Below are 13,264 nucleotides of genomic sequence, written 5' to 3'. Positions count from 1 at the left end.
GCGTCACCCGGGCAGAATAGCTGCAGAGGTGACAACCCAGCTGTTCAAGCGCTCACCAAACTGAGGTTTCAGCTGCCAGAATACTGGTTCACCTGGTGACACGGCATTCGGTTCCGTGTCCATCGCGCCGGTGATTTCCGCAATCAACGCGCGTGACGTTTGTCCCGATTCCGGTGCCGACGGGCAATGAAAAAGGCCGGCGTCCTCGTGCAACAATTCTCTTGCTGCAAGTCCTGCACGCCGGACCGTCCACGCATTCATTGACCCTTGCGTCGCCGTCCCTGCAAGTTGCTAAAATTGAGATACCGTCCACGGTCCGTCATTATGCGGTTCAGACTCGTTCCCCTTTCTGTCGCGAAACGCGTGGAGAATCTGCCAGAAAACAAGCTCAGGGATGTGTTTCCGTGAAAATAAAAACAATAATTTCGTATTTATCCTTCCTTATATTCACGAGCGCCGCCAACGCGGCGGTATTCATGGAAGAGGCTGCGAAGGTCTCGGGTTACGGCCCGACCCGTGTCGGTTACTCCATGTGGTACGCCGGTGCGTGCGGCGAGCGCATTGCCGCGTCGGTGGGCTACGTCGGCCACGCGACGACGGACAGTGCGCTGCCGTCGATCCTGCAATACTCTCGTGATTCGGTGCAGCACTTGCTCGCGCGGTGTCCGCAAGCCGAGGTCATTGAGATTACGGCTGAAGGTCAGGCGGCGCGGCCGCGTCTGTTCTATCGCTTCGAAATGCGGCGTGATGACGATTGGGCACCAGCGGAAATCGCATCCAACAACCAGCTCGTCGATGCATTGATAGCGGGCGGTTACTTGCCGGGCAGCGGCCCAACCACCGGCTCGCGACAGGCGTTTGTCAAATACGACAACGGACGTCTCGATGTGATCTACGGCAACGGTTTCGAAGGCCGCATGGTTGCCAGCTACTTCGAGAAGCATATGATGGAGGGCACTGAACCGCCACGCCTGTCGCACTACACCGTGCGCGGTCACTGGTACGAGCCGGGTAATGAACAGGCCGGTGGTCAGTGTGCTGAGAGCCGTGAAGGCTATCCTCTGTGGGGCAGTTTCTCCATGACGGTCTATCCGTTCGGGCAGACCATGAACATGCAACGCAAACCTTGCGTCAATCATGACGAGGAGGGGAAGTCTGAATCCGGTGCGATCGCCGACCTCCGTCTGCGGGATTTCGAGAAGTTTGGTCTGGAACCGCTGAAGCTGGCCAAAGTGCTCAGCGATGAAATTGAAGCCGCCGGCAATTTTGCGACGACGGCTGATTCGCAGGAATATGCGCGTACTCGCCAGCCGCTTTTCGAAAGCGCCAGGCTGCGCTTATACGCGCAACGTCCGGACCTTTGCTCGCACCTCCGTTTCGATGCGGTCTATCGCGTCAACAGCGAGCAGCGCGACAGCGAGTTCGATGGCAACTACACCCGCGAGCTGGGCCGGTTGTTGCGCCGCGTTGCCAATCAACAATGCGAGAGCCCACTGACGGCCTCTGTCGACAACTACAGCCTCGGTGATACCGACAAATGGGATCACATGAGTTTCCAGTTTCGGCCAATACGGCCATCGCCACTGGGCGGCGATGAAAACTACCTGCAGCTGCTGGATCACTCCAACGGTCCGCGCGCCAAGGCTCACGCGGAGTGGCTGGCCGCCAATCTGCTGGGCCCGGCCTGCACTGACGGCCCGTTCTGTTCCCTGCCGGGCGGACGCTATCTCAACGCAATCTACCGTGGCGACTTGAATGGCGTACGGCAAATGGACGACATCTACGCGGAGGAAAAGCGCGAATACCTCCGGAAGCAGATACCTTCCGGAGAAGCCAACAATCCGCTTGCGGACATGTTCAATGCGGTACTCGATGCTGAAGACATTCACCTGCTGCGGGAAGCCGCGAACAAGTACCTTTACAGCTATCCGGCCTGGGGCGAGTCCTGTCTGGACCCCGGTTGGCAGGCTCGCACATACGAGTACACCGCGCCGGTCATTATCGAGACCGACGAGTGGGGCGTAACCACCCGATCCGGCGGTGAACATTACGAAGCGACCTATACGCTGAACCCGGAATTCTTCCCGCTGCGTGATCGCATCGCCGGTTACGCCGGTGCGGCTGACAGCGACAACCCACTGAACCGCCCGGCCAAGTCGCAGGTGTTCCTTGGCATCGTCGAAATGAAGCGCGCCTACGGGTGTCGTAGCGCTGAGGTGAAACAGTTCGAGCAACAATTGCGAGTGCTGACAAACAGCATTCTGGACCAGCCCGGCACGATACCGCCAACGACGGCCAATAAACCGCCGGTCGCGAAGAAGGCAATGGCCGGGGCATTCCCGCCTGTGCCGACCGCCCCGGCAGTTGCGCCATCCAGAATAAGCATCAGTGCGCCGGCGAAATTGCCAACGGTGGCGGCCACTGTCAGCCTGGAGACCAAAAGACCGGCGCAACTGCCGGCAGCACCACCGACCGCCGTACCGCAGGCGGCACCTGCCCGGCGTACGGCGAGTGTTTCGACGACTGCCGGATCGACGGCAATCGCGCCCGCAACGTCGAGCGCCGACGTGTCCGGAATGAGTACGGCAGAGCGCCAGCAACAGATGTCGCTCGAATTGCAGGCACTCCAAACGCGCATGCAGGATGAAATGAATGGCCTGAATCAGTCAGTCCAGCAGGCCACCCGTTCTGCCGCGACCGGTGACGAGCGGACGAAAATACTCGTGGACTACCAAACCAAAATCGGTGAGCTGCAGCGTCGTGCGCAACAGGAAACTCAACGGATAAAGAACAAGTACCAGTAGCGGCATACCCGGATAGTGAGGAGACAGTCGCCATTGTGGCGGGTCTGTAGCCGCAAACAGCTGTCGCACGATTGCATTTCTCCGCAGCGTGACTAACACGCAGCGGACAAATTGACGGATGCAAATTCGACCAGAACAGTAGCTGCCGGGCTTGCATTGGCCGCTGCATCATGCACCGCGTGTCCGTCGGGCACGGCGACGCGTATATGTTACTGGCAGCAGTAGTGCGAGCGTAAGCAAGCGAATACTCTGGATTACGCTGGCGTCATCGTCGCATGCTGAAACAGTCGAATTGTGCCGCCGAAAGCGTCAGCCCCGCCTTAACGAGGTTGAAGCTGGCTCTCGACATAATCAGGCTGTCGGTTAGCAAAATCCGGTTTAGAATTGCCGTTTTCCCCGCGAAAAGTTCCTTTCTGCCTCGCTAAAGCCGGCAGTCCTGTTATCATGCGCCCGCCGCAAGGCGTCCCTTACACCGCAATCAGCACCCGCCCGGTCACTCGCAGACGGCGCGGGTCCGATGCGGACAAACCGCGAAAAGCCTACACATCAGGTAACCACATTGATTTCCGCTACCAATCTGTCGATTCAGTTCGGCGCCAAGCCGCTGTTTGAAAACGTTTCCGTGACCTTTGGTAACGGCAACCGCTACGGCCTGATCGGAGCAAACGGCTCCGGCAAATCGACGTTCATGAAGATCCTCTCCGGCGAGCTGGAGCCGACGGTCGGCAATGTGTCGGTGGAGCCGCATGTCCGGGTAGGCAAGTTGCGCCAGAACCAGTTCGCGTATGAAGAATTTCGCGTGCTGGATACGGTCATCATGGGTCACGAGCGGCTGTGGGAGATTTCACAGGAGCGCGATCGGCTGTACTCGCAAGCGGAACTGAGCGACGAAGACGGTATGCGCGTCGCCGATCTGGAAGTCGAGTTTGCCGAGATGGACGGTTACTCCGCTGAGTCGCGGGCTGGCGAATTGCTGCAGAGCATTGGAATTCCCATTGAGCAGCACGAAGGGCCGATGAGCGAGGTGGCACCCGGCTGGAAATTGCGGGTATTGCTGGCACAGGCATTGTTTTCGGACCCGGACGTATTGCTGCTCGACGAGCCCACCAACAACCTCGACATCAACACCATTCGCTGGCTGGAAGAGTGCCTCAATGCCAGCAAGGCGACGATGGTCATCATTTCGCATGATCGCCACTTCCTGAACAGTGTTTGCACCCACATGGCCGATCTCGATTACGGCAAGCTGCAATTGTTCCCCGGCAACTACGACGAGTACATGACGGCCGCCGAACAGGCGCGGGAACGCGTGCAGGCGGACAACGCCAAGAAAAAGGCGAAAATGGCCGATTTGCAGGCATTCGTCAGTCGCTTCTCCGCGAATGCGTCGAAAGCGAAGCAGGCAACCTCGCGAGCTCGCCAGCTTGAGAAAATTCAGCTCACCGAGATCAAACCGTCAAGCCGGGTTAGCCCGTTCATACGCTTCGATCAGGAAAAGCCGCTGCGCCGTCTGGCGGTGGAAGTGTCTGACCTGACCAAGGGCTTTGATGACGGCCCGCTGTTCAAGGGCCTGAACTTCGCCATCGAAGCGGGTTCGCGGGTGGCTATCATTGGGCAAAACGGTATCGGCAAGACCACGCTGGTTCGCAGCCTGCTTGGCGATATCGATGTCGATGCTGGCGAAGTGAAGTGGGCTGAGAATGCCAGGACCGGATTCTTTGCTCAGGACCACGCCGCCGATTTTGCCAAGGACATGAGTCTCTTTGACTGGATGACGCAATGGCAACCGCCGAACACGGACGAACAATTGCTGCGGGCAACACTGGGCCGCATGTTGTTCTCGCGTGACGACAGTGAAAAGTCGGTCAAGGTTGCCTCCGGTGGCGAGCAGGCGCGTTTGCTGTTCGGCAAACTGATGCTGCAACAGCCGAACGTCATCGTGATGGACGAGCCAACCAATCACCTTGATATGGAATCGATTGAAGCGCTGAATCTTGCCCTGGAGCATTACGAAGGTACGTTGATCTTCATCAGCCATGACCGCAACTTCGTTTCGTCGCTGGCTACGCGCATTATCGACATGACACCGAACGGCGTGATCGACTTTGGTGGTGATTACGAAGAGTATTTGCGTTCGCAGCTGGCCGGAAAACAAAGCCAGGTTGCGTAACTCATCTGGTCTTTGAAGGCGTCGCGAACTTAACGCTGGGTTTGACACCGTTTGCAGCACTTGGCTGCATCGTCTCTCGGGGAAAGCTATGGAACTGCTCGTCGACCACGACAGCTACGGCGAAATTCAGCCGTGGTTTGTATTTCAGCTGGTTTCACGGATCAAAGAGCAACTGGAGATAGCTGGCCTGACCGGCGCGGCTCTCAAGGACGCAACAACTGACATGGCATCCGTTGTTTGCAGCGAGATTGACGGTGCGAGCGGCTTCCAGGTCGGCGGTACCGAGATAACGCCCTACCTCACGTTCTCGGCACACGAAGACTACATGCTCTATCCGGGCAGTCCTTCGTACCTCAGTGAGTACGCATCCCGGGTCGTTGAAGAACTGTTCGAGGAAGACTGAGCGGGGCGAACCAGCGCTGCGTCACACGCCCATTTTGGTAAGCGCGTCCACCAGTTCGCGGGCGATTCGGGCCAGCGTCGGGTGTTCCGCAACGAAACGGCTTTCCAGTGCTTTGGTCTGGTCCAGCAGAAACTCGATATCAGAATTCTTGGGTTGGCCAAGCCTGCTCACCTGATTGTCGAGCTCACGCATCTGTTGCCGTGCTTCGGTATCCACGCCATCGGCGTTGTCCAGCTCGCTGTTAAGGCGGGCGAAAATTTCCTGAACATCTTTAGTCTTCATAGGGCACCTGCTGTGTAATTCGTTCTGCTTGGCCGTTCGCGCCGGCGTACCCGGGCACGCAACAGCCAATATACCTGACCGGCGGTGGCAGTTGGGGTGGGAAATTCGGACGAGGAGCCTGGCCGGCTTGTGGCCCGGCGATAGCAGCGGATCAGCTGTCGGCGCGTGGCGGCAAGCCGGTGTGTTGCGACAGGACTTTGCCACGCTTGATGCGTTTCTGGTGTGCCGCCAGGGTGTTCTTGCGACGACTGGACTGGTGTTTTTTGTCGTCGCGCGGCTGTACCGCCGGGATCAGCTTGTCCTTGCCCGAGCCGATCAGGTGCCCCAGTTTCATGTCCAGCAGGGCATCGTGTATCAGCTGCCAGTTCTTCGGATCGTGATAGCGCAACAAGGCTTTGTGCAAGCGCCGTTTCTGCGGACTCTTCACGATGTCGACGTTATCGCTCTTGTAAGTCACTTTGCGCAACGGGTTCTTGCCGGAGTGGTACATGGTTGTCGCGGTGGCCATCGGTGAAGGGTAGAACGCCTGCACCTGGTCGGCGCGAAAGCCGTTACCTTTGAGCCACAGTGCAAGGTTCACCATGTCCTCATCCGTGGTGCCGGGGTGCGCCGCGATGAAGTAGGGAATCAGGTACTGCTCTTTGCCGGCCTCTTTCGAGAACTGCTCGAACAGCTCCTTGAAGCGATCGTATGCACCAATGCCCGGTTTCATCATTTTGTCGAGCGGCCCGCGTTCCGTGTGCTCCGGAGCAATCTTCAGATAGCCGCCGACGTGATGAGTGACGAGTTCTTTCACGTACTCCGGGTCTTCGACAGCGAGGTCGTAGCGCAGACCGGAGGCAACCAGTACCTTCTTGACGCCGGGCAGGGCGCGGGTTTTGCGATAAAGCTGCGTGAGGGACGAATGATCCGTGTTGAGGTTCTTGCAGATCCCCGGATACACGCAGCTCGGCCGCCGGCACGCGGCTTCTATCTCGCGGCTTTTGCAGGCCAGCCGGTACATGTTGGCCGTCGGGCCGCCGAGGTCGGATATGACGCCGGTAAAGCCGGGCACCGTATCCCTGATCTTTTCCACCTCTTCCAGGATCGATTCTTCCGAACGGTTCTGGATGATGCGGCCTTCGTGTTCGGTGATGGAACAAAACGTACAACCGCCGAAACAACCGCGCATGATGTTCACGGAAAAGCGGATCATCTCGTACGCGGGGATGCGTGCGTCGCCGTACGCTTTGTGTGGCACCCGTGCGAATGGCATACCGAATACGTAATCCATCTCCGCCGTACTCAATGGCAGCGCCGGCGGGTTCATCCAGAGATCACGCTGGCCGTGTGCCTGTACCAGCGCGCGGGCATTGCCGGGGTTCGTTTCCAGGTGCAATATGCGGTTCGCGTGCGCGTACAGCACCGGGTCGTTGCGAACTTTTTCGAATGATGGAAGGCGGATCACCGACTTGTCGCGGTTGCGTTTTGCATCCGGGACGAAGCGGAGTACGTTGTCGGCGGGCGCAGCCGGCTCGCCGGCGTCTTGGGTAGTCGCGCAGGCGCTGCTCTCCTGCGTGTTGACGTAAGGGTTCACAATTTTGTCGACGTGCCCGGGGCGGTCGATGCGGGTCGAATCAATCTCCCACCAGCCCTCCGGTTTATCGCGGCGAATAAACGCGGTGCCGCGTACGTCGGTGATGTCGCTAACGTCTTCACCGCGTGCGAGGCGGTGCGACAGGTCAACAATTGCGCGTTCGGCATTGCCATACAACAGGATATCGGCACCGGCATCCAGAAGAATGGATTTGCGGACGCTGCCCTGCCAGTAGTCGTAATGTGCAATGCGCCGCAGAGATGCCTCGATGCCACCGAGGATTACCGGCACGCCATCGAATGCTTCTTTGCAACGCTGGGTATAAACCAGCGAACAACGATCCGGCCGCTTGCCACCCACTCCGCCGGGCGTGTACGCATCGTCATTGCGGACTTTCTTGTCGGCGGTGTAGCGATTGATCATTGAATCCATGTTGCCGGCCGCAACGCCGAAATACAGGTTCGGCCGGCCGAGTGCCTGGAACGCGTCTTTCGAGCGCCAGTCGGGCTGCGCGATGATGCCTACCCGAAAGCCGTGCGCTTCAAGCAGGCGACCGATGATCGCCATACCGAAAGACGGGTGATCCACGTAGGCGTCACCTGTGACGATGATGATGTCGCAGGAGTCCCAGCCGAGCTCGTCCATTTCCGCACGCGACATGGGCAACAGCGGCGCCGTGCCGAAACATTCGGCCCAGTACTTGTTGTAGTCGTAAAGGGGGGTGGCGGCAGCAGGCATGGGTTTGGGCTGATCGGGAGGGGCGCCAATGATATACGGTCCCGCGTTGTTCTGCAGGCGGTCGTTGCCCCCCCCCGAGGCCGCGGATGAGGCACCAACTACCGATTGTTCGCCGTTTTCGTGCCGCCCGTGGTAGGTCCGGCCCATTGGTCCGCGCCATTGTTGCCGCCGGCTCACTGTCAGGCCGGTCAACAGGGAGCCTTCCTGCGAGCGGCATACGGGCCGGTGACCACTGGCGAGGCGTCATTATAAGTAGCTGATTTTATGCAATATTCACCGCTTGCAAGCAGGTATGGCCAGCGTATGATCCGGGCCGTTGGCCAATGGTGACCAACCTGCAAAAGGTAAGACAGCCATGAAGAACACGAAACAGGATAGCGCTCCGAACAAACCCCTGTCCGCCAGCAAGACCCCGGGCATGCCGCCGAAAGGGCCGGCAAAACCCAGTCAGCCAGCGAAACAGGCTCCGAAGTCGAAGTAAGGCTGTAAGCCAGCGTACAAATGGCGGCACCCGCAAATGCGGGTGCCGTTTTTTTTGGTCCGGGCGATTGCCGTTCCCGGCCGGTTACGGCACGTGGTGTCAGCGGTTCTTGTTGCCGATCCAGCCGCGCCGGTACAGCAGGGCGGTGATGAGTATCCCGGTCGCTGCCATCAACCCCAGGGAAAACAGATAGCCGTACCGCCAGCCGAGTTCCGGCAAATTGAACGGCGAGGTGCGATCGAAATTCATGCCGTAAACCCCGGCGATAAATGTCATCGGTATGAAAACGGTCGCGATGACGGTGAGGACTTTCATCACCTCGTTCATGCGATTGCTGATGCTCGACAAGTGCAGGTCGACAAGGCCGGATGCAACCTCGCGATAGACTTCCAGAATATCCAGCAACTGAAATGCGTGATCAGCACAGTCGCGAAGATAAACCCGGGTGCTCTTGCGAATAACCGGCGTATCGTCGCGCAGTAATACGCCGATCGCATCACGCAGCGGCCAGATGGCATGACGCAATTCAAGCAGTTCGCGCTTCAGCACGTGAATCTCACTCATGTTGCCGGGGTCGCGGGTAGTCAGCACGTGCTCTTCAATGTCCTCTGTTCGCTCACCGATTTTTTCCAGCAGCGGGAAATAGCTGTCGATCAGCGAGTCGAGCAGCGCGTAGGCGAGGTAATCGGCCCCGGAGCTGCGAATACGGTTGCGGCCATTCCCGGCCAGCAGTCGAGCCCGGACCGGGTCGAAGCAATCGCCGTGCTTTTCCTGGAACGACAGCACGAAGTGGTCGCTGACTATCAACGTGATCTGTTCGGAAAGCGAGCCTGCCGTAAGACTCGGCATGCGCAAGACGATGACAAGGTAGTCGTCATACACGTCCACCTTTGGTCGTTGATGGGTATGCAGGACATCGGCGACGACCAGCGGGTGCAGCCCCGCGTTCTTGCCGATTTCACTGATCAGCTCCACATCGCCCAGCCCCTGAATATCGATCCAGCGTTTGCGCTTGTCATTCAATGTCACGGCGAGCATTTCATCCCGCTTGGGTTTGGTGTCAAGGCAGCCGTTCGTATCAAAATCAAACATGCGAATCAGGGTGGCCAGCGATTCCTGTGCAGGGACGAGTTGGTCCGGTGGTGAGCCGGGCGGCGGACGATGCGCACGTCGTTTGCGCAATGCAATGCGTTTCATAAGTGTGGCCGCGGCCGCTTTGCTTTTGTTCATGAGCAACCTCTTTCGATCGCCAGTAGTGTTTGCCGCGCGGCGCGCGACCGTTGCTGCCGTCATTGTACGCGCGTCGTGGCCTTTGCATGGCAGGACTGTGCCACCCGGGCGCGCGGGTTTGTGGACAACCCGAAGCTCGTCGGTATCGCGGTGAATTTTCTTGGCGGGTTCTGCGTCTTTGACAAACCAGGTGGCTGGCCGATCTGTCGCCTGAACTCCTTGCATTGCGACAAGGAGTATCTTGCAGCGATAGCGAAATCGCTGTTGAGGTCTATACTGCGGACATGAAAAAGTCGCTCAAAGCGGGCTTGTTGTCCGGCCTGATTTTTCCGGGCCTTGGCCACTTTGTTGTCGGTGCATACCGGCGTGGCACCGTGTTGTTGCTAGTGACCGCTGCGGCATTGTGGAAGATCGTTTCGATTGCGGTCGCCCGGGCCATGGAAGTCGTTGCTCAAATCAACAACGGCGAGATCGCGCCGGACATCATGTCGGTGCAACGCGCTGTCGAGAATTCCACCGGCGGCGTTGACAGCCGCGTCGGCAGCTATCTGTTGGTCGTGCTGCTGGTGTGCTGGGTGATCGGCATCGTTGATTCATATCGGCTGGGTACCGAACTCGACAAGAAGGCTCTGCAGGTCGATGGCCTTGCGGACCCGTAGCGGACGTAGCCCGATTCGCTGGCGACATGCTGGCCGGTAATCGCGAGTGCTCCTTGCTGGACAGTCTGAATCTTTGCTGCAGGAAAAGGGATGCGCGGATCTTCGGGCCTTCGCAATTTCCATCGTCTGTGACTCGCTAACTGTTTTTCGGCAGGGCGTGCCCGACGGCCGTCGTCACGTAATGCCCGCGCATTGCTTCCTTATTTGGCTCTGAGAGGTCGGGCACATACGCGTCAACAACTGTGTGATCTGCGCTGGGATGGGTACGCTGATCGCCTCGCGCTGGACGCCGGATGACTCGCTACGGACGCACTACACGACGATGTGAATATCGGAGACCTGCCTCTTACTCAAGGTCGCGGGACTGATTACGCTTGTGGTTTTGCGGCAAAGACTCAACCAACCTGCATGCTGAGCATGGATATCGAGCCGCCTGCTATGCCTGTCAGTGGCAAGCTGACGGACTCGCCGTCGTGACGCAGCGCAGCGATGTACAGCAAAGGCAGGTAGTGCTCCGGCGTCGGTATGGCCAGTTCAGCTCCGGGCATTGATGGGTAGTCAATCAACGCTTTGTCGTTGTTTTTTTCCAGGTGTTCCACGATTGCGTTTTCGAATTGTTGCGCCCATTCCTGTGGCGCTGCATTGTCATCGCGCCATGCGTAGCGTTGCAGATTGTGAACAACGTTGCCGCTGCCAATGATCAGTATGCCTGCATCACGTAGTGCGCTCAGACGTTGGCCGAGTTCGTAATGCGCTGCTGGCGTGAGCTCCGTGTTGATGCTGAGTTGCAGCACCGGTATATCGGCCTCGGGAAAGGCATGGCACAGCACAGACCAGGTGCCGTGATCAAGACCCCAGTCGGTGTCCAGTACTACAGGCGCGGGCGATAGTATGCCGGCGATTTTCTGCGCCAACGCCGGGTCACCCGGAGCCGGGTATTGCATGTTGTATAACGCTTGCGGGAAGCCGCCGAAGTCGTGAATCGTTCGCGGTCGTTGCATTGCCGTCACGCGAACACCTGGAACGTACCAGTGCGCGGACACAACGAGAATTGCCGTGGGGGTCGGAACGCGGCGCCCAATTGCCGCCCACGCACCGGAGTAGCGGTTCTCGGTGACCGCGTTCAGCGGGCTGCCATGGCCGATGAACAGGGCTGGCATTCGTTGTGTCATTCGTCGCACCCCGGGTTGGCTTGGGTAGCCGGTCAGGCCGCAAGACTCGCCATGGACGGTAGCACTGTCGCCGTCCGGGCAATTTGCAGGCGCGCGCGTTCGAGTGCTGCATCAGCATCGATGTTCAACTGGTCAGCCGCAATCACTTCCACGTCGTCGATGCCGATGAAACTGAGCACCTGGCGAAGGTATGGCGTAGCGAAATCGACCGGGCTGTTTACCGCTACGCCACCCGATGCGATAACCACGAATGCTTTCTTGTTGTTCAGCAAACCAACCGGGCCGTTTTCGGTGTATTTGAACGTGACCCGGGCCCGGGCAATCATATCTACCCATGCTTTTAAGCCGGCAGGCACGCCAAAGTTGTAGATAGGCGCGCCGATCACCACAACGTCCGCGTCCAGCAGTTGTTGCACCAGTCGATCCGACTCGGCAAGTACGTCCTTGTGTGCGGCACTGCGATCTTCTGCGGCGGTGAAGTTCGCGCCGATCCATGCCTCATTGACGAGCGGCAACCCGTCACTGACATCGAGCGACGTTTTTTGTACGCGGCCGTAGCGTTGCTCGAGCGTTTCGATCAGTTCACCGGTCAGGCGGCGACTCACTGATTCTGCGTGGCGTCCGCTGGCGTTGATCTCGAGGACCCGCAGTACCCGGGATTCATTGCTTGTAGTGGTCATTGTCCTGTCTCCGTGACGGCGTATTCGGCGCCGGTTCTGTCAGGTGCTCAGCATCTCTGTTGACTGAAAAGAGATAAACAGTAGTATCGGCATAACTTTGTTCGTATTTTGGCAACAATATGGATCGGTTCGACAATCTGCAGGCGTTTGTTGCGGTGGTGGAGTCCGGCAGCTTCACAGCGGCCGCCGACCGGCTGGACATCGCGAAATCCGTCGTAAGCCGGCGGATCGCCGCACTCGAGGATCGGCTGGGCGGGCAATTGCTGCGGCGCACGACACGCAATCTGCACGTCACCGATGCCGGCCAGCGCTTCTACGAGCAAAGCGTGCAAATTCTCGGCGACCTCGATGAGGCGGAGTCAGCCGTAGCGCATCAAAAGGGCGAGTTGCAGGGCGTTCTGAACGTGGCCTTGCCGTTGGCGTTTGCCGCGCGGCACATGGCTGATCCGATCGCCGAGTTCAGCCGCCGGCATCCCAAGGTTCGGTTCAATCTCGATCTCAATGATCGCCGTGTGGACCTGCTGGCCGAAGGCGCTGATATAGCGCTGCGTATCGGCAAGCTGGAGGATTCGACGCTGATCGCTCGCCGCCTGTTTGAGGTTCGTTCTGTTATTTGTGGGTCGCCGCTTTATTTGCGGCAACACGGGGTGCCGGAGACGCCTGAGGATCTGAGAGAGCATCGCTGCCTGGCCTACGGCAACCTGCCGGACCCCGGGACGTATGTCTGTCTCGACAAAAACGGCAATGAACATCGCGTCAGCGTACAGACGGCGATGACGGCTACCAGTGGCGATTTTCTGAACCTGATCGCAAAACGCGACCTTGGACTGGTGTTGCAACCGACGTTCATTGCGGGCGATGCGATAAAGAGTGGCGCGCTCGTCCCCGTACTGACGGAGTACGAATGGCCGGTGATACCCGCCTATGCCGTATACCCGCCGACGCGCCATTTGTCGTACCGGGTGCGAGCATTCATTGATTTTCTGGCTGAGACATTCAGCGGAACGCCGCCCTGGGATGTCGCTTGCGAGAAAGCGAACGCCAGGCCCTGAGAATTGCTACGCTCCAC

Annotated in this window: 10 protein-coding genes and 1 pseudogene; 5 read left to right on the top strand and 6 right to left on the bottom strand. The window is 58.7% G+C overall.

Going from position 1 to position 13,264, the window contains the following annotated elements:
* Nucleotides 1–3: 3 nt before the first annotated feature.
* Nucleotides 4–261: a hypothetical protein gene (locus BA177_RS16235; RefSeq protein ID WP_068617935.1), complete on the bottom strand. Its 258-nt coding sequence runs from the start codon at nt 259–261 to the stop codon at nt 4–6.
* 143 nt (nt 262–404) lie between these two features.
* Here BA177_RS16235 and BA177_RS16230 point away from each other — a divergent pair, with 143 nt between their 5' ends.
* The 3 genes from BA177_RS16230 (at nt 405) to BA177_RS16220 (ending at nt 5,377) form a co-directional block, all read left to right on the top strand.
* Complete coding sequence (locus BA177_RS16230) at nt 405–2,804, top strand: hypothetical protein (protein WP_068617933.1); 2,400 nt, start codon at nt 405–407, stop codon at nt 2,802–2,804.
* A 559-nt stretch (nt 2,805–3,363) separates the two neighbouring features.
* On the top strand, nt 3,364–4,974 hold the full coding sequence (locus BA177_RS16225) for an ABC-F family ATPase (RefSeq protein WP_068619544.1): 1,611 nt from the start codon (nt 3,364–3,366) through the stop codon (nt 4,972–4,974).
* A gap of 88 nt (nt 4,975–5,062) precedes the next feature.
* A complete protein-coding gene (locus BA177_RS16220) occupies nt 5,063–5,377 on the top strand; it encodes a hypothetical protein (protein ID WP_068617931.1) in 315 nt (104 codons plus the stop codon).
* A 21-nt stretch (nt 5,378–5,398) separates the two neighbouring features.
* On the opposite strand, the gene BA177_RS16215 is transcribed toward BA177_RS16220, so the two are convergent.
* From BA177_RS16215 to corA, 3 genes and pseudogenes are all read right to left on the bottom strand, one after another.
* On the bottom strand, nt 5,399–5,659 hold the full coding sequence (locus BA177_RS16215; protein WP_068617929.1) for a DUF4404 family protein: 261 nt from the start codon (nt 5,657–5,659) through the stop codon (nt 5,399–5,401).
* A gap of 163 nt (nt 5,660–5,822) precedes the next feature.
* Nucleotides 5,823–7,973 (bottom strand): annotated as a pseudogene (locus BA177_RS16210) (YgiQ family radical SAM protein); the annotation flags it as partial.
* 580 nt (nt 7,974–8,553) lie between these two features.
* The gene (gene corA / locus BA177_RS16205; RefSeq protein ID WP_068619542.1) at nt 8,554–9,684 is read right to left on the bottom strand and encodes a magnesium/cobalt transporter CorA; all 1,131 of its coding nucleotides are present in this window, start codon (nt 9,682–9,684) and stop codon (nt 8,554–8,556) included.
* Between the two features lie 284 nt (nt 9,685–9,968).
* Between corA and BA177_RS16200 the strand changes: the two genes are divergently transcribed.
* Complete coding sequence (locus tag BA177_RS16200) at nt 9,969–10,343, top strand: hypothetical protein (RefSeq protein WP_068617926.1); 375 nt, start codon at nt 9,969–9,971, stop codon at nt 10,341–10,343.
* Nucleotides 10,344–10,738: 395 nt separating this feature from the next.
* Here BA177_RS16200 and ygiD read toward each other — a convergent pair whose 3' ends face one another.
* The gene (ygiD, locus tag BA177_RS16195) at nt 10,739–11,515 is read right to left on the bottom strand and encodes a 4,5-DOPA-extradiol-dioxygenase (RefSeq protein WP_068617923.1); all 777 of its coding nucleotides are present in this window, start codon (nt 11,513–11,515) and stop codon (nt 10,739–10,741) included.
* Nucleotides 11,516–11,547: 32 nt separating this feature from the next.
* Nucleotides 11,548–12,195, bottom strand: coding sequence for an FMN-dependent NADH-azoreductase (locus BA177_RS16190; RefSeq protein ID WP_068617921.1), 648 nt, complete (start codon nt 12,193–12,195; stop codon nt 11,548–11,550).
* A gap of 119 nt (nt 12,196–12,314) precedes the next feature.
* Here BA177_RS16190 and BA177_RS16185 point away from each other — a divergent pair, with 119 nt between their 5' ends.
* Complete coding sequence (locus tag BA177_RS16185; RefSeq protein WP_068617918.1) at nt 12,315–13,247, top strand: LysR family transcriptional regulator; 933 nt, start codon at nt 12,315–12,317, stop codon at nt 13,245–13,247.
* Nucleotides 13,248–13,264 lie beyond the last annotated feature (17 nt).

The organism is Woeseia oceani, assembly GCF_001677435.1.
In the GTDB taxonomy this organism is placed as follows: Bacteria; Pseudomonadota; Gammaproteobacteria; order Steroidobacterales; family Woeseiaceae; genus Woeseia; species Woeseia oceani.
The sequence above is the reverse complement of the archived record's forward strand: the minus strand, read 5'-3'. Positions and strand labels throughout refer to the sequence as shown.

What these genes read in the sequence shown, in the direction of transcription:
- BA177_RS16220 (WP_068617931.1), top strand. Translation starts at nt 5,063, where the DNA reads ATGGAACTGCTCGTCGACCACGACAGCTACGGCGAAATTCAGCCGTGG.
- BA177_RS16190 (WP_068617921.1), bottom strand. Translation starts at nt 12,195, where the DNA reads ATGACCACTACAAGCAATGAATCCCGGGTACTGCGGGTCCTCGAGATC.
- ygiD (WP_068617923.1), bottom strand. Translation starts at nt 11,515, where the DNA reads ATGACACAACGAATGCCAGCCCTGTTCATCGGCCATGGCAGCCCGCTG.
- BA177_RS16235 (WP_068617935.1), bottom strand. Translation starts at nt 261, where the DNA reads ATGAATGCGTGGACGGTCCGGCGTGCAGGACTTGCAGCAAGAGAATTG.
- corA (WP_068619542.1), bottom strand. Translation starts at nt 9,684, where the DNA reads ATGAACAAAAGCAAAGCGGCCGCGGCCACACTTATGAAACGCATTGCA.
- BA177_RS16200 (WP_068617926.1), top strand. Translation starts at nt 9,969, where the DNA reads ATGAAAAAGTCGCTCAAAGCGGGCTTGTTGTCCGGCCTGATTTTTCCG.
- BA177_RS16185 (WP_068617918.1), top strand. Translation starts at nt 12,315, where the DNA reads ATGGATCGGTTCGACAATCTGCAGGCGTTTGTTGCGGTGGTGGAGTCC.
- BA177_RS16215 (WP_068617929.1), bottom strand. Translation starts at nt 5,659, where the DNA reads ATGAAGACTAAAGATGTTCAGGAAATTTTCGCCCGCCTTAACAGCGAG.